Raw genomic sequence first — 19,705 nt, 5'->3', positions numbered from 1 at the left:
CCCCGTGGTTTTTTATTGTGTTGATGGGTTAGGAATTGATGGAAAGTAAGAACAAGCTAAAGCGTGGGCTAAGTACCCGACACATACGCTTTATGGCACTGGGTTCAGCAATTGGCACCGGGTTGTTTTACGGTTCGGCAGACGCCATCAAAATGGCCGGTCCGAGCGTGTTGTTGGCCTATATTATCGGTGGTGCCGCGGCGTATATCATTATGCGTGCGCTGGGGGAAATGTCGGTACATAACCCTGCTGCCAGTTCTTTCTCGCGTTATGCGCAGGAAAACCTTGGCCCACTGGCAGGTTACATTACCGGCTGGACCTACTGCTTTGAAATCCTTATTGTCGCCATCGCTGATGTGACCGCTTTCGGTATCTATATGGGCGTCTGGTTTCCGACGGTGCCGCACTGGATTTGGGTGCTGAGCGTAGTGCTGATTATCTGCGCCATCAACCTGATGAGCGTGAAAGTGTTTGGCGAGCTGGAGTTCTGGTTCTCGTTCTTTAAAGTCGCCACCATTATCATCATGATCGTTGCTGGTTTCGGCATCATCATCTGGGGGATTGGCAACGGTGGGCAACCGACAGGTATCCATAACCTGTGGAGCAACGGCGGCTTCTTCAGTAACGGCTGGCTAGGCATGGTGATGTCGTTGCAAATGGTGATGTTTGCCTACGGTGGGATCGAAATTATCGGGATCACCGCCGGTGAAGCAAAAGATCCTGAGAAATCTATTCCGCGTGCGATCAACTCAGTGCCGATGCGTATTCTGGTGTTCTATGTCGGTACGCTGTTCGTCATTATGTCTATCTATCCGTGGAATCAGGTCGGCACTGCCGGTAGCCCGTTTGTGCTGACGTTCCAGCATATGGGCATTACTTTTGCCGCCAGCATTCTTAACTTCGTTGTGCTGACTGCCTCGCTGTCGGCAATTAACAGCGACGTGTTTGGCGTAGGCCGTATGCTGCACGGCATGGCAGAGCAGGGTAGTGCGCCGAAAATCTTCAGCAAAACGTCGCGTCGTGGTATTCCGTGGGTCACAGTGCTGGTAATGACCACCGCGCTGCTGTTTGCGGTGTATCTGAACTACATCATGCCGGAAAACGTCTTCCTGGTGATCGCTTCGCTGGCGACCTTCGCTACCGTGTGGGTGTGGATTATGATCCTACTGTCGCAGATAGCCTTCCGTCGCCGTCTACCGCCAGAAGAAGTTAAGGCGCTGAAATTTAAAGTCCCAGGTGGGGTGGCAACGACTATCGCGGGGCTGATTTTCCTGATCTTTATCATCGGACTAATTGGTTATCACCCTGAAACGCGCATCTCTCTGTACGTTGGTTTCGCGTGGATTGTTGTGCTGTTGATTGGCTGGATGTTTAAACGCCGCCACGACCGCCAGTTGGCTGAAAACCACTAGTTCCCGCTTTTGTCAGCCGGATCAGGACACATCCTGATCCGGCTATTCCGAAAGTTATCCGCCCCCGTCCTCCTCCCCCCAAATATCCTTCAGATGATGATTGATCCTGAATCAGGCTGTGGCAAGGTGATCATATTTTAATCACAGGGGAATTATGATGTTGAATGCATGGCACCTGCCGGTGTCCCCGTTTGTTAAGCAAAGCAAAGATCAACTGCTTATTACACTGTGGTTGACAGGCGAAGAGCCGCCACAGCGCATTATGCTGCGCATGGAAAACGATAACGAAGAAACATCAGTGCCGATGCATAAACAGCGCAGTCAGCCGCATCCAGGCGTAACAGCATGGCGGGCTGCGCTCTCTCTCTCCACCGGGCAGCCACGGCGGCGCTACAGTTTCAAATTGCTGTGGCACGATCGCCAGCGATGGTTTACGCCGCAAGGTTTTAGCCAAATACCGCCAGCACGGTTGGAGCAGTTTGCCGTCGATGTGCCGGATATCGGGCCACAATGGGCAGCGGATCAAATCTTTTATCAGATCTTCCCGGATCGTTTTGCCCGAAGTCAGTCACGTGAAGCAACGCAGGATCATGTCTATTATCATCACGCAGCCGGACGGGAGATCATACTGCGTGGCTGGGACGAACCCGTCACGGCACAAGCGGGCGGATCAACGTTCTATGGCGGTGATCTGGACGGGATAAGCGAAAAACTGCCGTACCTGAAAAAACTCGGCGTGACAGCGCTGTATCTCAATCCGGTATTCAAAGCTCCCAGCGTGCATAAGTACGATACCGAAGATTATCGCCACGTCGATCCGCAGTTTGGCGGCGACGGGGCGTTGCTGCGTTTGAGGCACAATACGCAGCAACAGGGAATGCGGCTGGTACTGGACGGTGTGTTTAACCACAGTGGTGACTCTCATGCCTGGTTTGACCGGCACAATCGTGGAACGGGCGGCGCTTGTCACAACCCCGAATCGCCCTGGCGTGACTGGTATTCATTTAGTGATGATGGCACGGCGCTCGACTGGCTGGGCTATGCCAGTTTGCCGAAACTGGACTATCAGTCGGAAAGTCTGGTGAATGAAATTTATCGCGGTGAAGACAGCATTGTCCGTCACTGGCTGAAAGCGCCGTGGAATATGGACGGCTGGCGGTTGGATGTGATGCATATGCTGGGAGAAGCGGGTGGTGCGCGCAATAATTTGCTGCATGTCGCCGGGATCACCAGGGCTGCGAAAGAAACCCAGCCGGAAGCGTACATTGTGGGTGAATATTTTGGTGATGCGCGGCAGTGGTTGCAGGCAGATGTGGAAGATGCCGCCATGAACTACCGTGGCTTTACATTCCCGTTGTGGGGATTTCTGGCCAACACCGATATCTCTTACGATCCCCAGCAGATTGACGCCCAAACCTGTATGACCTGGATGGATAATTATCGCGCCGGGCTTTCTCATCAACAGCAATTGCGTATGTTTAATCAGCTCGACAGCCACGATACTGCGCGATTTAAAACGCTGCTCGGACGAGACGTCGCGCGTCTGCCGTTGGCCGTTGTCTGGTTGTTTACCTGGCCAGGCGTGCCTTGTATTTATTACGGTGATGAAGTGGGGTTGGATGGTAACAATGATCCGTTTTGCCGTAAGCCATTTCCGTGGCAGGTGGAAAAACAAGATGCGGAGCTATTCTCGTTGTACCAGCGAATGATTGCGCTGCGTAAGAAGAGCCTGGCACTGCGTCGCGGTGGCTGTCAGGTGCTGTACGCGGAAGATAATGTGGTGGTGTTTGTGCGCTTGCTAAATCAGCAGCGTGTGCTGGTGGCGATTAACCGTGGCGAAGCGTGTGAAGTGGTGCTGCCCGCGTCACCGTTGCTCAATGTTACAGCGTGGCAACGCAAAGAAGGGCACGGGCAACTGGCGGACGGGATTCTGACATTGCCAGCGATATCGGCCACAGTGTGGATGAATTAACGCCTTACAACGCTTTGCGTGAAGCCTGCGCCATCATCCGCGGATAAAACTGCCAGAAGCGGCTTTCGAGCGCGTCGTAATGGGTGTCTAAATCGTACCAGGAGTCACGCAGGGCATCCAGGCGTGGGCGACGGCTTGCCATGCCGTTTAACACACTCTGGATGAAATCCATATCGCGATAACGCACCAGCCACTGCTCTGACCATAAGTAATTGTTCAAATTGATAAAGCGTGGTGGTGAATCCGGCAGAATAGTGATTACTTGCTCGCGGGCATAACAGACAAATTCCTCTAACGGAAAATCGGGCGATAGCTGCGACCAGTGGCGGGAAAGAAAGTGATCCCACATGACATCCAGCGTGATAGGCGCAACCCGGCGGGTTTCACGACGAAACCACTCACGTGCTTCGCGGACTTCCGGCAGATTGTCGGTCAAAACGTCGATACGCCGATGCATATGAATGCCAGCCACGACGTCGGGTGGAAAACTTTCTTCAGGGTTTCCACGAACAAAATCAGCCAGTAAGTTGCCAGAAAGCGAGCTTTCAGCGAGATGGGCTAAATGCAGGTGAGCTAAAAAATTCATATACACTTCATCCTTCAAACTGCCTCTTCGTTGGCTGCTAGTTACTCGGCTCATCCATGAGCCTCGCCCTTACGGGCCACCGTTACACGGTGTTCAAATCTGTTACGGACAGATTTGTCACTCACCCCAGTCACTTACTTAATGTAAGCTCCTGGGGACTCATTCAGTTGCCATCTCGATGCATCTTGAATGATTTTGTGTATAGATTATGTCATCCATCAAGGAGGGTAAAGGTTGCAGGGAGGACGCCCCGGCACTAGACTACCCGCCTCTTATTTTAGTCTGAGTCAGTGTCATGCGCGTTACCGATTTCTCTTTTGAATTGCCCGAATCCCTGATTGCCCACTATCCCATGCCTGAACGCAGTAGCTGTCGTTTACTGTCGCTGGACGGGCCGACGGGCGCGCTGACGCACGGTACTTTCACCGATTTACTCGATAAGCTCAACCCTGGCGATCTTCTGGTTTTTAATAATACCCGGGTGATCCCGGCGCGCCTGTTTGGTCGTAAAGCCAGCGGCGGCAAGATTGAAGTGCTGGTTGAGCGGATGCTCGATGACAAACGTATTCTCGCGCATATTCGTGCCTCAAAAGCACCAAAGCCGGGCGCTGAACTGCTGCTGGGTGATGACGAAAGCATTAAAGCAACGATGACTGCCCGCCACGGCGCGCTGTTTGAAGTCGAATTTAATGATCAACGTTCGGTGCTGGATATTCTCAACAGCATCGGTCATATGCCGCTGCCGCCGTACATCGACCGTCCGGATGAAGATGCAGACCGTGAACTTTATCAGACGGTATATAGCGAAAAACCGGGCGCAGTTGCGGCCCCGACCGCCGGACTGCATTTCGACGAACCGCTGTTGGAAAAATTACGCGCTAAAGGCGTTGAGATGGCGTTCGTGACTCTGCACGTTGGCGCGGGCACCTTCCAGCCGGTACGCGTCGACACGATTGAAGATCACATCATGCACTCGGAGTACGCCGAAGTGCCGCAGGATGTGGTAGACGCGGTGCTGGCAGCGAAAGCGCGCGGAAATCGGGTAATTGCGGTTGGCACCACCTCTGTGCGCTCGCTGGAAAGCGCGGCCCAGGCGGCGAAAAACGCTCTCATCGAACCGTTCTTTGACGATACCCAAATCTTTATCTATCCGGGCTTTCAGTACAAAGTGGTCGATGCGCTGGTGACTAACTTCCATTTGCCGGAGTCGACGCTGATTATGCTGGTTTCGGCATTTGCCGGTTATCAACACACCATGAACGCCTATAAAGCGGCGGTTGAAGAGAAATATCGCTTTTTTAGTTACGGTGATGCGATGTTTATCACGTACAATCCGCAGGCAATTAATGAGCGCGTCGGGGAGTAATTCCGCGGCGCTGGTTTAAACGTTGGACTGTTTTTCTGACGTAGTGGAGAAAAAATGAAATTTGAACTGGACACCACCGACGGTCGCGCACGCCGTGGCCGCCTGGTCTTTGATCGCGGCGTAGTGGAAACGCCTTGTTTTATGCCCGTGGGCACTTACGGCACCGTAAAAGGAATGACGCCGGAAGAAGTTGAAGCCACTGGCGCACAAATTATCCTCGGCAATACTTTCCACCTGTGGCTGCGCCCGGGCCAGGAAATCATGAAACTGCATGGCGATCTGCACGATTTTATGCAGTGGAAAGGCCCAATCCTCACCGATTCCGGTGGTTTCCAGGTCTTCAGCCTTGGCGATATCCGTAAAATCACCGAACAGGGCGTGCACTTCCGTAACCCTATCAACGGCGACCCGATTTTCCTCGATCCTGAAAAATCGATGGAGATTCAGTACGATCTTGGTTCAGATATTGTCATGATTTTTGACGAGTGTACGCCGTATCCCGCTGACTGGGATTACGCAAAACGTTCCATGGAGATGTCTCTGCGTTGGGCGAAGCGTAGCCGTGAGCGTTTTGACAGTCTCGGAAACAAAAATGCGCTGTTTGGCATCATTCAGGGCAGCGTTTACGAAGATTTACGTGATATCTCTGTTAAAGGTCTGGTAGATATCGGTTTTGATGGCTACGCTGTCGGCGGTCTGGCTGTGGGTGAGCCGAAAGCAGATATGCACCGTATTCTGGAGCATGTGTGCCCGCAAATTCCGGCAGACAAACCGCGTTACCTGATGGGCGTTGGTAAACCGGAAGACCTGGTTGAAGGCGTGCGCCGCGGTATCGATATGTTTGACTGCGTAATGCCAACACGTAATGCGCGTAACGGTCATCTGTTCGTGACCGATGGCGTGGTGAAAATTCGCAACGCGAAGTATAAGAGCGACACCGGGCCGCTCGATCCTGAGTGTGATTGCTACACCTGTCGCAATTATTCACGTGCCTACTTGCATCATCTCGACCGTTGCAACGAAATATTAGGCGCGCGACTCAACACCATTCATAACCTTCGTTACTACCAGCGTTTGATGGCGGGTTTACGCAAGGCTATTGAAGAGGGTAAATTAGAGAGCTTCGTAGCTGATTTTTACCAGCGTCAGGGGCGAGAAGTACCACCTTTGAACGTTGATTAATATTAATAATGAGGGAAATTTAATGAGCTTTTTTATTTCTGATGCGGTAGCGGCAACGGGTGCTCCGGCACAAGGTAGCCCGATGTCTTTGATTTTGATGCTGGTGGTATTCGGTCTGATTTTCTATTTCATGATCCTGCGCCCACAGCAGAAGCGCACCAAAGAACACAAAAAGCTGATGGACTCCATCGCCAAAGGTGATGAAGTGCTGACGAACGGTGGCCTGGTAGGTCGCGTAACCAAAGTAGCGGAAAACGGCTACATTGCTATCGCACTGAATGACACCACTGAAGTAGTTATTAAACGTGACTTCGTAGCCGCCGTTCTGCCGAAAGGCACCATGAAGGCGCTGTAATTAAAATTTTTCCCTAAGGGAATTGCCGTGTTAAACCGTTATCCTTTGTGGAAGTACGTCATGCTGATCGTGGTGATTGTCATCGGTCTGCTCTACGCGCTTCCCAACCTGTTTGGTGAGGATCCGGCTGTTCAGATCACTGGCGCGCGCGGAGTCGCCGCCAGTGAGCAAACGCTGATCCAGGTCCAGAAAACGTTACAAGAAGAAAAAATAACTGCTAAGTCTGTGGCACTGGAAGAGGGCGCTATTCTTGCGCGCTTCGACTCCACTGACACCCAACTGCGCGCTCGTGAAGCATTAATGGGCGTTATGGGTGACAAATACGTCGTGGCGCTTAACCTTGCCCCGGCAACGCCGCGCTGGCTGGCAGCTATTCACGCTGAGCCGATGAAGCTCGGTCTTGACCTGCGTGGTGGCGTTCACTTCCTGATGGAAGTGGATATGGACACTGCGCTGGGCAAACTCCAGGAACAAAATATCGACAGCCTGCGCAGCGACTTGCGCGAAAAAGGCATCCCGTATACCACTGTTCGTAAAGAAAATAATTACGGTCTGAGCATCACCTTCCGTGACTCTAATGCGCGTGATGAAGCCATTGCGTATCTGAGCAAACGCCATCCCGATCTGGTCATTAGCAGCCAGGGTGGCAACCAACTGCGTGCGGTGATGAGCGATGCGCGTCTCAGTGAAGCGCGTGAATATGCGGTGCAGCAGAATATCAACATCCTGCGTAACCGTGTAAACCAGCTTGGTGTCGCTGAGCCTGTGGTACAACGCCAGGGTGCAGATCGTATCGTTGTTGAATTGCCTGGTATTCAGGACACTGCGCGTGCGAAAGAGATTCTGGGGGCGACAGCAACGCTGGAATTCCGTCTGGTAAACACCAACGTTGACCAGGCTGCTGCCGCATCTGGCCGCGTACCGGGTGACTCTGAAGTGAAACAGACCCGCGAAGGTCAGCCGGTTGTGCTGTACAAACGCGTGATCCTGACCGGTGACCATATCACCGACTCCACTTCCAGCCAGGACGAATACAACCAGCCGCAGGTTAACATCTCGCTCGACAGCGCTGGTGGCAACATCATGTCTAACTTCACCAAGGACAACATCGGTAAACCGATGGCAACCCTGTTCGTGGAGTACAAAGACAGCGGTAAGAAAGATGCTAACGGTCGTGCGGTTCTGGTGAAACAGGAAGAGGTGATTAACATCGCGAATATCCAGTCTCGTCTGGGTAACAGCTTCCGTATCACCGGTATCAACAACCCGAACGAAGCGCGTCAGTTGTCGCTGCTGCTGCGTGCCGGTGCGTTGATTGCGCCGATTCAGATTGTTGAAGAACGTACCATTGGTCCGACTCTGGGTATGCAGAACATTGAGCAGGGGCTGGAAGCGTGTCTCGCCGGTCTGCTGGTTTCTATTCTGTTCATGATCCTCTTCTATAAGAAGTTTGGTCTGATTGCGACCAGTGCACTGATTGCCAACCTGATCTTGATCGTCGGCATTATGTCGCTGTTGCCAGGTGCAACGCTGAGTATGCCGGGTATTGCGGGTATCGTCTTAACCCTTGCGGTGGCGGTCGATGCGAACGTACTGATCAACGAACGTATTAAAGAAGAGTTGAGCAACGGACGTACCGTTCAGCAGGCGATTGACGAAGGTTATCGTGGCGCGTTCAGTTCTATCTTCGATGCGAACATCACCACGCTGATTAAAGTCATCATCCTGTATGCGGTTGGTACTGGGGCAATTAAAGGGTTCGCGATTACTACCGGTATCGGTGTGGCGACGTCGATGTTTACCGCGATTGTCGGTACGCGTGCCATCGTAAACCTGCTATATGGCGGCAAGCGCGTCAAGAAGCTGTCAATCTGAGGAGTGCGATGTGGCACAGGAATATACTGTTGAACAACTAAACCACGGTCGTAAAGTCTATGACTTTATGCGCTGGGACTACTGGGCCTTCGGCATCTCTGGTCTGCTGTTAATTGCTGCTATCGTCATTATGGGCGTGCGTGGCTTTAACTGGGGGCTGGATTTTACCGGTGGTACGGTTATCGAAATTACGCTCGAAAAACCGGCTGAAATTGACGTAATGCGTGATGCATTGCAGAAAGCGGGCTTTGAAGAGCCGATGCTGCAAAACTTCGGTAGCAGCCACGACATCATGGTCCGTATGCCGCCTGCTGAAGGCGAAATAGGCGGTCAGGTGCTGGGTAGTCAGGTTCTGAAAGTTATTAACGAATCTACCAACCAGAACGCGGCGGTGAAGCGTATTGAGTTCGTCGGCCCGAGCGTGGGGGCAGACCTTGCGCAAACCGGTGCGATGGCGTTGATGGCGGCGCTGCTGTCTATCCTTGTCTACGTGGGTTTCCGCTTTGAGTGGCGACTGGCGGCAGGGGTGGTTATCGCGCTGGCACACGACGTTATCATTACGCTGGGTATTTTGTCGTTATTCCATATCGAGATTGACCTGACCATTGTGGCATCGTTGATGTCGGTCATCGGTTACTCACTTAACGACAGTATCGTGGTATCGGACCGTATTCGTGAAAACTTCCGCAAAATCCGTCGCGGTACGCCTTACGAAATCTTTAACGTGTCCTTGACCCAGACGCTGCACCGTACTTTGATCACATCCGGTACTACTTTGATGGTTATCCTGATGCTGTATCTCTTCGGTGGCCCGGTGCTGGAAGGCTTCTCGCTGACCATGCTAATTGGTGTTTCCATCGGTACGGCATCTTCTATCTACGTAGCATCGGCACTGGCTCTGAAACTGGGCATGAAGCGTGAGCACATGCTGCAGCAGAAAGTGGAAAAAGAAGGGGCGGATCAACCGTCAATTCTGCCGTAAGGGTGTTTTAAAGCCGTTCAGTTAAAAAAACCGTGGCGTTTTTGCGCTGCGGTTTTTTTTGGTTATTGCATATTGAACTGAATACAGCTTTGGTTGTAGAGATAGTTCTGACATATACTTTGTATTAATAGTTAATACGTGGAGATCGCTTATGCGCAAAATTACCTTAGTAAGCGTTGGCGAATAACTAGAAAATGCCCGGGATAGGGCAAGACTATGATGCGGTTCCAGAGGTAAAGAATATCGCATTTAGGTTTCATACTGTTTATTACGTTATAAGAGTAGATGACATTCTCATTGTGCGTATTCTTCATCAGCAGATGGAACCTCGCCGTCACTGGTAATGTGAGAATTTATTTACTCAGGATTGCGAAAATCCCTACATCTTGGGAAACTGCGCGTAACCCTACATTTCTTCCAGGTAATTTATTATGGCTGTCATCCCCAAAAACTATGCGCGGTTAGAAAGCGGTTATCGTGAAAAGGCGCTGAAACTCTATCCGTGGGTGTGTGGACGTTGTTCCCGCGAGTTTGTCTATTCCAACCTGCGTGAGCTAACTGTGCACCATATTGATCACGACCATACCAACAACCCGGAAGATGGTAGTAACTGGGAATTACTGTGTCTTTATTGCCACGATCATGAACATTCGAAATATACCGAGGCAGATCAGTATGGTACGAGCGTTATTGCAGGGGAAGATGCGCAGAAAGATGTTGGCGAAGCGAAATACAATCCGTTCGCTGATTTAAAAGCGATGATGAACAAGAAGAAGTGATAAAAAAATGCCGGATACAAGATCCGGCATTTTCATAATCAGAAGTTGTAACCTACCACCAGGTAACCACCCCAACCGGTAGAGCGAACGTTGAAGTTGCCGTTACCGAAGTTCAGTTCTGCATCGTCGTTCCACTGACCACCGTCATGCCAGTAACGCGCGACGACAGAGTAGTGCCAGTGATCATAGTTCAGCGCCAGAATATGGCTGGAAGCGATAGAGTTATTGCTACGCGTTTTAATACCGTTGATTGCGTTACCGCTGTCATCACCCAGATCGGAACCCCAGTCGAAGTTGGTGAAACCGATGTAGCTCAACTGGCCGCCCCACAGATCGGTAATCGGTACAAAGTATTTCACTTTAAAACGGTAGCCGTCCCACTCGTTTTCGTTCGCTGCGCCGTAGTTCTGCCACTGGTATTTCGCATACACGTTCAGGGACAGGCTCATCGGCAGGCCAGTATCGATGTCCGTACCCAGACCCATATACCAGGTGCTCTGGCGACCATCTTTGTTACGGCCCATGTCGTAGATGTAGTTGTTCGCGAAGTACCACTCTTTGAACGGACCGAAGCTGAGATCGGTATTAGTCAGTTTGTCGATGGAGAAACGCGGTTCGATTTCCATAAACAGCGGAGAACCGTGGTTCCAGATACCTTTTGCATCGGAGTTACCGCCGAAGAATACCGGCGCATCCGCGTAACCATAGAAGTCGAACCAGTCTTTTTTAGCGAATGCTTCGTACTCCAGGTAGGTATCGTTGCGGATCTGCGGTCCGAAACGGGTGTGATAGCTTCCGACAACGTTAACGCTCTGGTGCCACCAGTCGGAAAGGTACTGCGGTTTGTCGTTTTCAGCTGCGTTGACAGTAAAAGACGAAGAGAGCGCCAGTACCGCACCGGCTGCCAGTAATGTTTTTTTCATATGTATGCCACTGTTTGAAAATCCCTTACGGGAGTGAAAAAGGCGCAAATTGCGTTTCTAAATATTTCGTATACAGAGGAGCCTATTATAAAAATCATTGCTCACAAAAATATGTTTCGTTTCACAGTTCTATCATTTACGTAATCGATTGCGTTCACGTTTACACACATTCGGGCGGGGATTGTACTGACTTTCACCTTTGTTGCAAACTTTTACTATCAATCCGGGTGATGTAAGCGGAATAACAAAATGATGGGGAAAGATGTTGCGGGACACACAAAATGCCCCGCGAAACGTTTACTGCATAACAGGTTGAATGTCGTGGATGCGTATAAAGCCTAACTGATCCACTGAAATGCCATTTAACTGTAACGGAATATCAACATCACTGGGCGCGAGGACACTGGCAGGGGCGTTAATCAATTGATTCTGCACATTGATCTCCTGAAAGTTGTCGATTGTTCCCTGAATTTTCCCATATTCAACGGTACCGCTGAACGCGGGTAAGGGATCATTGGATTCGCCCTGAATACGCAGCGTCAGCGTAGTGCCATCTGCATTTGGCGTAATATTCACCAGCGACATACGTAAGGTGCCGATCTGGCTTTCCAGACGCGCTGGTGTCTTTGCTCCCGGCAGAAGGTAAACCCCACTGCTGGATTGTGCATTCAGCCTGTTTTGCTGAGTGATTTTGACGGTCTCTTTATTGAGTTGCATCATCTCTTGATTCAGCGTGCTGACGCTTTGTTTCATCTGTCGTACTTCGCTTTGCTGTACACAGGCGCTTAAGCTGAACAGGCTTCCCAGCAAGAGCAGTCGAAAAACGTGAGTGTTCATGCTTGTCCCTTTCTTGTCGCAATTAGCCTAATGGTAGAGGGAAAAAGCAGCGAAAACATCGATCCTTTGTCTCAAAAGCGTTGCGCCTTTGTTGTATCGTCAGTTCAGGGTAAAATAGATTTCTGTTAACCACCTGGTCAGGATGCCGTATGCATTGCCCATTCTGTTTCGCCGTGGACACTAAGGTTATTGACTCTCGTCTCGTGGGCGAGGGTTCATCCGTACGCCGCCGTCGGCAGTGTCTGGTGTGTAATGAACGTTTCACCACGTTTGAAGTGGCGGAACTGGTTATGCCACGCGTTGTTAAAAGCAACGACGTGCGCGAACCGTTTAATGAAGAAAAATTGCGTAGCGGAATGCTGCGGGCGCTGGAAAAACGTCCGGTAAGTTCCGATGATGTCGAAATGGCGATTAACCATATAAAGTCACAGCTCCGCGCCACCGGTGAGCGCGAGGTGCCGAGCAAGATGATTGGCAATCTGGTGATGGAGCAATTGAAAAAACTCGATAAAGTCGCCTATATCCGTTTTGCCTCTGTCTATCGCAGTTTCGAAGATATCAAAGAATTTGGCGAAGAGATCGCGCGCCTGGAGGACTAAACCGTGCAGGATGAGTATTACATGGCGCGGGCGCTAAAGCTGGCGCAACGAGGACGTTTCACCACGCATCCCAATCCGAATGTCGGATGCGTCATTGTCAAAGATGGCGAAATTGTCGGTGAAGGTTATCATCACCGTGCGGGTGAACCACATGCCGAGGTACACGCGTTGCGCATGGCAGGTGAAAAAGCTAAAGGTGCAACTGCGTATGTGACACTCGAACCTTGTAGCCATCATGGTCGTACACCACCGTGCTGTGATGCGCTAATTGCTGCTGGCGTGGCGCGTGTGGTTGCCGCAATGCAGGATCCTAACCCGCAGGTCGCAGGGCGTGGACTTTATCGTCTGCAACAAGCAGGGATTGACGTCAGCCACGGCCTGATGATGAGCGAAGCCGAGCCGTTGAATAAAGGCTTTCTTAAGCGGATGCGCACTGGCTTTCCTTATATCCAACTGAAACTTGGCGCGTCGCTTGATGGCCGCACGGCGATGGCCAACGGCGAAAGCCAGTGGATCACTTCTCCCCAGGCGCGTCGCGATGTTCAGCGTTTGCGTGCGCAAAGTCATGCTATTTTAACCAGCAGCGCCACGGTGCTGGCGGACGATCCGGCTTTAACGGTGCGTTGGTCTGAACTGGATGAACAAACTCAGGCGCTTTATCCGCAACAAAATCTACGCCAGCCGGTACGCATTGTGATTGATAGCCAAAATCGCGTAACGCCGGAACATCGCATTGTGCAGCAGCCGGGTGAAACCTGGTTCGCGCGCACTCAGGATGATTCTCGTGAATGGCCGGAAACGGTGCGCACCTTGCTGATTCCAGAACATAAAGGTCATCTGGATCTGGTTGTGCTGATGATGCAACTGGGTAAACAGCAAATTAACAGCATCTGGGTGGAAGCGGGGCCAACGCTCGCTGGAGCACTGCTACAGGCGGGTTTAGTCGATGAACTGATTGTCTATATCGCACCTAAACTATTAGGCAGCGACGCCCGCGGATTATGTACGCTGCCGGGGCTTGAGAAATTAGCCGACGCGCCCCAATTTAAATTCAAAGAGATACGTCATGTAGGCCCGGATGTTTGCCTGCATTTAGTGGGCGCATGATCTCCCGGCTCGAAAGGGAAGCAGCGCACGAAATATTATGCTAAAATCCGCCCCCCTGCGGGGCCATACTCGAACCCGAAGGAAAAAAATGAACATTATTGAAGCTAACGTTGCTACCCCGGACGCTCGCGTCGCCATCACCATTGCGCGTTTCAACAACTTTATCAATGACAGCCTGCTGGAAGGTGCGATTGACGCACTGAAACGTATCGGTCAGGTAAAAGATGAAAACATTACCGTTGTTTGGGTGCCTGGTGCCTATGAGCTGCCGCTGGCGGCAGGCGCACTGGCAAAAACCGGTAAATACGACGCGGTGATTGCGTTGGGAACCGTTATTCGTGGTGGCACTGCCCACTTTGAATATGTCGCTGGCGGTGCAAGCAACGGCCTGGCGCATGTTGCCCAGGACAGCGAAATTCCGGTTGCTTTTGGTGTGTTGACCACCGAAAGCATTGAACAAGCGATCGAACGTGCTGGCACCAAAGCTGGTAACAAAGGTGCAGAAGCTGCACTGACCGCGCTTGAAATGATTAATGTATTGAAAGCCATCAAGGCCTGAAATTAGTAAGGGGAAATCCGTGAAACCTGCTGCTCGTCGCCGCGCTCGTGAGTGTGCCGTCCAGGCGCTCTACTCCTGGCAGTTGTCCCAGAACGACATCGCTGATGTTGAATACCAGTTCCTGGCTGAACAGGATGTAAAAGACGTTGACATCCTGTACTTCCGTGAGCTGCTGGCCGGGGTGGCGACTAACACCGCATACCTCGACGGACTGATGAAGCCATATCTGTCTCGCCTGCTGGAAGAGCTGGGCCAGGTAGAAAAAGCGGTACTGCGCATTGCGCTGTACGAGCTGTCTAAACGTAGCGATGTGCCGTACAAAGTGGCTATTAACGAAGCGATCGAGCTGGCGAAATCGTTCGGCGCAGAAGACAGCCATAAGTTCGTCAACGGTGTACTCGATAAAGCAGCACCTGTGATTCGCCCTAACAAAAAGTGATATCCAGGCCGGTAGAGTAACGGAAAACAGTTCCGCACTCGCCGGCCTTTTCTTTTTTACCTGCTGAGGCGTAACGTATGGCATGTGGCGAGTTCTCCCTGATTGCCCGTTATTTTGACCGAGTAAGAAGCTCTCGTCTTGATGTCGAACTTGGCATCGGTGACGATTGTGCACTTCTCAATATCCCCGAGAAACAGACCCTGGCAATCAGCACTGATACGCTGGTGGCGGGTAACCATTTCCTCCCTGACATCGATCCTGCTGATCTGGCGTATAAAGCACTGGCGGTAAACTTAAGCGATCTGGCGGCGATGGGGGCCGATCCAGCCTGGCTGACGCTGGCATTGACTTTACCGAACGTGGACGAAGCGTGGCTTGAATCCTTCAGCGACAGTCTTTTCGAGCTCCTCAATTATTACGATATGCAGCTCATTGGCGGCGATACCACGCGTGGACCGCTATCAATGACGTTGGGTATCCACGGCTTTGTCCCGATGGGACGAGCTTTAACGCGCTCAGGTGCGAAACCGGGTGACTGGATCTATGTGACCGGTACGCCGGGCGATAGCGCCGCCGGGCTGGCGATTTTGCAAAACCGTTTGCAGGTTGCAGATGCTAAAGATGCGGAGTATTTAATAAAACGTCATCTCCGCCCATCGCCGCGTATTTTACAGGGGCAGGCACTGCGCGATCTGGCGAGTTCAGCCATCGATCTCTCTGACGGTCTGATCTCCGATCTCGGGCATATCGTGAAAGCCAGCGACTGCGGCGCACGAATTGATCTGACATTGTTGCCATTCTCTGACGCACTTTCACGTCATGTTGAACCGGAACAGGCGCTGCGTTGGGCGCTCTCTGGTGGCGAAGATTATGAGTTGTGCTTTACTGTGCCGGAGCTTAACCGTGGCGCGCTGGATGTTGCTCTGGGGCACCTGGGCGTACCGTTTACTTGTATCGGGCAAATGACCGCCGATATCGAAGGGCTTTATTTTGTGCGTGACGGCGAACCTGTCACGGTTGACTGGAAAGGATATGACCATTTTGCCACGCCATAAAGATGTCGCGAAAAGTCGCCTGAAGATGAGTAACCCGTGGCACTTGTTGGCTACAGGGTTTGGGAGTGGGTTAAGCCCGATTGTTCCAGGTACGATGGGCTCGCTGGCGGCGATCCCCTTCTGGTATCTGATGACTTTTTTGCCCTGGCAACTCTACTCACTGGTGGTAATGCTGGGGATCTGCATCGGCGTCTATCTTTGCCATCAGACGGCGAAAGATATGGGTGTGCACGATCACGGCAGTATCGTCTGGGATGAGTTTATCGGCATGTGGATCACCCTGATGGCGCTGCCGACCAATGACTGGCAGTGGGTCGCTGCCGGGTTTGTCATTTTCCGGATTCTGGATATGTGGAAACCGTGGCCGATCCGCTGGTTTGATCGCAATGTGCATGGGCATGGGGATCATGATCGACGATATTGTCGCCGGAGTGATTTCCGCTGGAATACTCTATTTTATCGGCCATCACTGGCCGATGGGTATTCTGTAGCAGGCCGGGTAAGGCGTTCACGCTGCATCCGGCGGTTGTGCGCGATGTCTGATATGACGCTTGCCGCGTCTTATCAGACCTGCATACCTATTTAAATCCCACTATCGGATGCGGTTTATATGGCGTTTCCAGCTCGGCAATTTGTTCCGGCTTCAACGTGATATCCACCGCATTCAGTAACTCATCTAGCTGTTCTTCCCGCGAAGTTCCGATAATCGGTGCGGCAATGCCGGGTTTGCTCAATAGCCATGCCAGTGCAACTTGTGCCCGCGTAACGCCCAGTTCTTCACTTACACCGGCTAAACGGGCAGCTATTTGCGCGTCATTCTCATCGCTTTCTTTATAGAGATTTTTTCCCACTTCGTCAGAAACCAGTCGTGCAGTGGTTTCACCCCACGGACGCGTCAGACGGCCCCGTGCCAGCGGGCTCCACGGAATAACCGCCACGCCTTCCTGATAACACAGCGGCAGCATCTCGCGCTCTTCTTCACGATAAATCAGATTATAGTGATCCTGCATACTGACAAACTGCGCCCAGCCGTGCTGTTTTTGCAGTTCCAACGCCTGAGCAAACTGGGAGGCGTACATTGATGACGCGCCGATATAACGCGCTTTTCCGGCTTTTACGACGTCGTTCAGGGCTTCAAGCGTCTCTTCAATCGGCGTGTTGTAATCCCAGCGATGAATTTGCAGGATATCGACATAATCCATGCCGAGACGACGCAGGCTGTCGTCAATAGAGCGCAAAATTTGCGTGCGGGATAATCCTTCTGGTAAGTCACCGACACGATGGAAAACTTTTGTCGCGACGACCACGTCATCGCGACGGGCGAAATCCCGCAATGCGCGACCGACGATCTCTTCGCTGCTGCCATCGGAATAGCTATTCGCGGTATCAAAAAAGTTAATGCCGCCCTCAAGGGCGCGTTTGATTATTGGGCGACTGCTTTCTTCCGGCAGCGTCCATGCGTGATTACCGCGATCTGGCTCGCCAAAGGTCATACAGCCGAGGCAAAGTCGGGAAACGCGAAGGTCGGTTTTCCCTAAGAGGTTGTATTGCATGCTGCCACTCCCGTTATACTCGTCATACTTCAGGTTGCATGTGCTGCGGCTGCGAGTTATTCGGCCCATCCATGGCCTCACCCTTAACAGGGCCGCTGCAAACAGCGTTCAAATCCGCTCCATGCGGATTTGTCGTTCACCCCAGTCACTTACTTATGTAAGCTCCTGGGGCTTCACTCGTTTGCCGCCTTCCTGCAACTCGAATTATTTAGAGTCTATGAACAATCTTTTAAGCATAGCAGGAGTGGAGTAGGGATTATGCCAGCCAGGCTTTGATTTTGGCTTCCATTCCGGCGGCATCGAGGCCGAGCTCGGCGCGCATTTCTTCCTGCGTTCCTTGTGGAATAAAGAAGTCCGGTAGGCCAATATTCAGCACTGGCACCGGTTTACGATGTGCCATCAATACTTCGTTCACGCCGCTGCCTGCGCCGCCCATAATGGCGTTCTCTTCAACGGTGACCAGCGCCTCATGGCTGGCGGCCATTTCCAGAATTAACGCTTCATCAAGCGGCTTCACAAAACGCATATCGACCAGCGTAGCATTTAGCGATTCAGCGACTTTCACCGCTTCCTGCATCAAAGTACCAAAGTTGAGGATCGCCAGTTTTTCACCGCGACGCTTCACGATACCTTTACCAATCGGCAGTTTTTCCAGCGGCGTCAGTTCCACGCCAACTGCATTGCCGCGCGGGTAACGCACCGCTGACGGGCCATCGTTGTAGTGGTAACCGGTGTAAAGCATTTGGCGACATTCGTTTTCATCGCTTGGGGTCATAATGACCATTTCCGGGATGCAGCGCAGGAAGGAGAGATCAAAAGCCCCTTGGTGGGTTTGACCATCAGCACCAACAATGCCCGCGCGGTCGATAGCGAACAGAACCGGTAGCTTTTGAATTGCGACGTCATGCAGCACCTGATCGTAGGCGCGTTGCAGGAAGGTGGAGTAAATAGCCACGATCGGTTTGTACCCGCCAATCGCCAGACCAGCGGCAAAAGTCACCGCGTGTTGCTCAGCGATTGCCACGTCAAAGTAGCGATCCGGGAATTTCCGCGAAAACTCGACCATGCCGGAACCTTCACGCATCGCCGGCGTAATCGCCATCAGCTTGTTGTCTTTCGCTGCCGTTTCGCACAACCAGTCGCCAAAGATTTTTGAATAGCTCGGCAGACCGCCGCTGCTTTTGGGCAGGCAACCGCTGGACGGGTCAAATTTAGGCACGGCGTGGAAAGTGATTGGGTCTTTTTCTGCTGGTTCATAACCACGACCTTTTTTGGTCATGATATGCAGGAACTGCGGGCCTTTCAGGTCGCGCATATTTTTTAGCGTGGTGATAAGCCCCAGCACGTCGTGACCGTCAACCGGGCCGATGTAGTTAAAGCCCAGCTCTTCAAACAGCGTGCCAGGCACTACCATGCCTTTAATATGTTCTTCAGTGCGTTTGAGCAGTTCTTTAATTGGCGGCACGCCAGAGAAGACTTTTTTACCGCCTTCGCGCAGTGATGAGTAAAGTTTACCGGAAAGTAGCTGTGCCAGATGGTTGTTGAGCGCGCCGACATTTTCGGAAATCGACATTTCGTTGTCGTTGAGGATCACCAGCATATCAGGACGAATATCGCCCGCATGGTTCATCGCTTCAAATGCCATGCCTGCGGTAATCGCGCCGTCGCCAATTACGCAGACGGTGCGGCGATCCTTACCTTCTTTCTCGGCAGCCACCGCAATACCGATTCCGGCACTGATGGAGGTTGATGAATGCCCGACGCTTAACACGTCATATTCGCTTTCGCCGCGCCACGGGAACGGGTGTAGGCCGCCTTTCTGGCGGATAGTACCGATTTTGTCGCGGCGCCCGGTTAAAATTTTATGCGGATAAGCCTGATGCCCCACATCCCAGATTAACTGGTCAAATGGAGTGTTATAGACATAGTGCAGCGCCACGGTCAGTTCGACCGTGCCCAGCCCAGAGGCGAAGTGTCCGCTGGAACGGCTCACGCTGTCGAGTAAATAACGGCGCAGTTCGTCGCAGAGTTTCGGTAAACTCTCTTTTGGTAGCAGTCGCAACTCCTGGGTGGAGTCGACCAGTGCCAGGGTCGGGTATTTGGCAATATCAAAACTCATCAGAG

General features: G+C 52.0%; 18 protein-coding genes and 2 pseudogenes. 15 read left to right on the top strand and 5 right to left on the bottom strand.

Going from position 1 to position 19,705, the window contains the following annotated elements; translation table 11 throughout:
• Window positions 1–38: 38 nt before the first annotated feature.
• On the top strand, window positions 39–1,412 hold the full coding sequence (gene proY / locus ESM_RS0115505) for a proline-specific permease ProY (protein ID WP_001515878.1): 1,374 nt from the start codon (window positions 39–41) through the stop codon (window positions 1,410–1,412).
• A 154-nt stretch (window positions 1,413–1,566) separates the two neighbouring features.
• A complete protein-coding gene (malZ, locus tag ESM_RS0115500; RefSeq protein WP_000979379.1) occupies window positions 1,567–3,384 on the top strand; it encodes a maltodextrin glucosidase in 1,818 nt (605 codons plus the stop codon).
• A gap of 4 nt (window positions 3,385–3,388) precedes the next feature.
• Here the strand turns inward: malZ and acpH are convergent, their stop codons facing one another.
• A complete protein-coding gene (acpH, locus tag ESM_RS0115495; protein ID WP_001009874.1) occupies window positions 3,389–3,970 on the bottom strand; it encodes an ACP phosphodiesterase in 582 nt (193 codons plus the stop codon).
• Between the two features lie 295 nt (window positions 3,971–4,265).
• Between acpH and queA the strand changes: the two genes are divergently transcribed.
• The 7 genes and pseudogenes from queA (at window position 4,266) to yajD (ending at window position 10,509) form a co-directional block, all read left to right on the top strand.
• A complete protein-coding gene (gene queA, locus ESM_RS0115490; RefSeq protein WP_001266487.1) occupies window positions 4,266–5,336 on the top strand; it encodes a tRNA preQ1(34) S-adenosylmethionine ribosyltransferase-isomerase QueA in 1,071 nt (356 codons plus the stop codon).
• Window positions 5,337–5,390: 54 nt separating this feature from the next.
• Entirely contained in the window at window positions 5,391–6,518 is a 1,128-nt protein-coding gene (gene tgt, locus ESM_RS0115485) for a tRNA guanosine(34) transglycosylase Tgt (RefSeq protein ID WP_000667317.1), read from the top strand.
• 22 nt (window positions 6,519–6,540) lie between these two features.
• Complete coding sequence (gene yajC, locus ESM_RS0115480; protein ID WP_000007629.1) at window positions 6,541–6,873, top strand: preprotein translocase subunit YajC; 333 nt, start codon at window positions 6,541–6,543, stop codon at window positions 6,871–6,873.
• 27 nt (window positions 6,874–6,900) lie between these two features.
• On the top strand, window positions 6,901–8,748 hold the full coding sequence (secD, locus tag ESM_RS0115475; RefSeq protein ID WP_000934829.1) for a protein translocase subunit SecD: 1,848 nt from the start codon (window positions 6,901–6,903) through the stop codon (window positions 8,746–8,748).
• A gap of 10 nt (window positions 8,749–8,758) precedes the next feature.
• The gene (gene secF, locus ESM_RS0115470; RefSeq protein WP_000046634.1) at window positions 8,759–9,730 is read left to right on the top strand and encodes a protein translocase subunit SecF; all 972 of its coding nucleotides are present in this window, start codon (window positions 8,759–8,761) and stop codon (window positions 9,728–9,730) included.
• Window positions 9,731–9,921: 191 nt separating this feature from the next.
• Window positions 9,922–10,074 (top strand): annotated as a pseudogene (locus tag ESM_RS01000000125035) (type II toxin-antitoxin system RelE/ParE family toxin); the annotation flags it as partial.
• 87 nt (window positions 10,075–10,161) lie between these two features.
• Complete coding sequence (gene yajD, locus ESM_RS0115465; RefSeq protein WP_000268400.1) at window positions 10,162–10,509, top strand: HNH nuclease YajD; 348 nt, start codon at window positions 10,162–10,164, stop codon at window positions 10,507–10,509.
• 38 nt (window positions 10,510–10,547) lie between these two features.
• On the opposite strand, the gene tsx is transcribed toward yajD, so the two are convergent.
• Together tsx and ESM_RS0115455 are read right to left on the bottom strand one after the other, a co-directional pair.
• Window positions 10,548–11,432 (bottom strand): nucleoside-specific channel-forming protein Tsx, encoded by an 885-nt coding sequence (tsx, locus tag ESM_RS0115460; RefSeq protein WP_001515883.1) that lies wholly within the window; start codon window positions 11,430–11,432, stop codon window positions 10,548–10,550.
• A gap of 297 nt (window positions 11,433–11,729) precedes the next feature.
• Entirely contained in the window at window positions 11,730–12,269 is a 540-nt protein-coding gene (locus ESM_RS0115455; protein ID WP_001091897.1) for a DUF3251 domain-containing protein, read from the bottom strand.
• Window positions 12,270–12,418: 149 nt separating this feature from the next.
• Here ESM_RS0115455 and nrdR point away from each other — a divergent pair, with 149 nt between their 5' ends.
• The 6 genes and pseudogenes from nrdR to pgpA all read left to right on the top strand — a co-directional run bounded on the left by nrdR (window position 12,419) and on the right by pgpA (window position 16,519).
• A complete protein-coding gene (gene nrdR / locus ESM_RS0115450) occupies window positions 12,419–12,868 on the top strand; it encodes a transcriptional regulator NrdR (protein WP_000543535.1) in 450 nt (149 codons plus the stop codon).
• A 3-nt stretch (window positions 12,869–12,871) separates the two neighbouring features.
• Window positions 12,872–13,975 carry a bifunctional diaminohydroxyphosphoribosylaminopyrimidine deaminase/5-amino-6-(5-phosphoribosylamino)uracil reductase RibD gene (gene ribD, locus ESM_RS0115445; protein ID WP_001150410.1) on the top strand — a complete coding sequence of 368 codons (1,104 nt, stop codon included), beginning with the start codon at window positions 12,872–12,874 and terminating at the stop codon, window positions 13,973–13,975.
• Window positions 13,976–14,063: 88 nt separating this feature from the next.
• Window positions 14,064–14,534, top strand: a complete 471-nt coding sequence (ribH, locus tag ESM_RS0115440; RefSeq protein WP_001021161.1) for a 6,7-dimethyl-8-ribityllumazine synthase — start codon at window positions 14,064–14,066, stop codon at window positions 14,532–14,534.
• A gap of 19 nt (window positions 14,535–14,553) precedes the next feature.
• A complete protein-coding gene (gene nusB, locus ESM_RS0115435; protein ID WP_000801121.1) occupies window positions 14,554–14,973 on the top strand; it encodes a transcription antitermination factor NusB in 420 nt (139 codons plus the stop codon).
• Window positions 14,974–15,050: 77 nt separating this feature from the next.
• Window positions 15,051–16,028 (top strand): thiamine-phosphate kinase, encoded by a 978-nt coding sequence (gene thiL / locus ESM_RS0115430; protein WP_000752126.1) that lies wholly within the window; start codon window positions 15,051–15,053, stop codon window positions 16,026–16,028.
• A pseudogene (gene pgpA, locus ESM_RS01000000125030) lies at window positions 16,006–16,519 on the top strand (phosphatidylglycerophosphatase A). Before thiL ends, pgpA begins: the two are co-directional and overlap by 23 nt.
• 87 nt (window positions 16,520–16,606) lie before the next feature.
• On the opposite strand, the gene yajO reads toward pgpA, so the two are convergent.
• Together yajO and dxs are read right to left on the bottom strand one after the other, a co-directional pair.
• Window positions 16,607–17,581 (bottom strand): 1-deoxyxylulose-5-phosphate synthase YajO, encoded by a 975-nt coding sequence (gene yajO, locus ESM_RS0115420; protein WP_001199769.1) that lies wholly within the window; start codon window positions 17,579–17,581, stop codon window positions 16,607–16,609.
• Window positions 17,582–17,837: 256 nt separating this feature from the next.
• Entirely contained in the window at window positions 17,838–19,700 is a 1,863-nt protein-coding gene (dxs, locus tag ESM_RS0115415; protein ID WP_000006775.1) for a 1-deoxy-D-xylulose-5-phosphate synthase, read from the bottom strand.
• Window positions 19,701–19,705 lie beyond the last annotated feature (5 nt).

Origin of the sequence: Escherichia sp. TW09308 (assembly GCF_000208565.1) — a bacterium.
Taxonomy (GTDB): Bacteria; Pseudomonadota; Gammaproteobacteria; order Enterobacterales; family Enterobacteriaceae; genus Escherichia; species Escherichia marmotae.
Note: the sequence above shows the minus strand (reverse complement) of the source record. Positions and strands in the feature narration are given on the sequence as shown.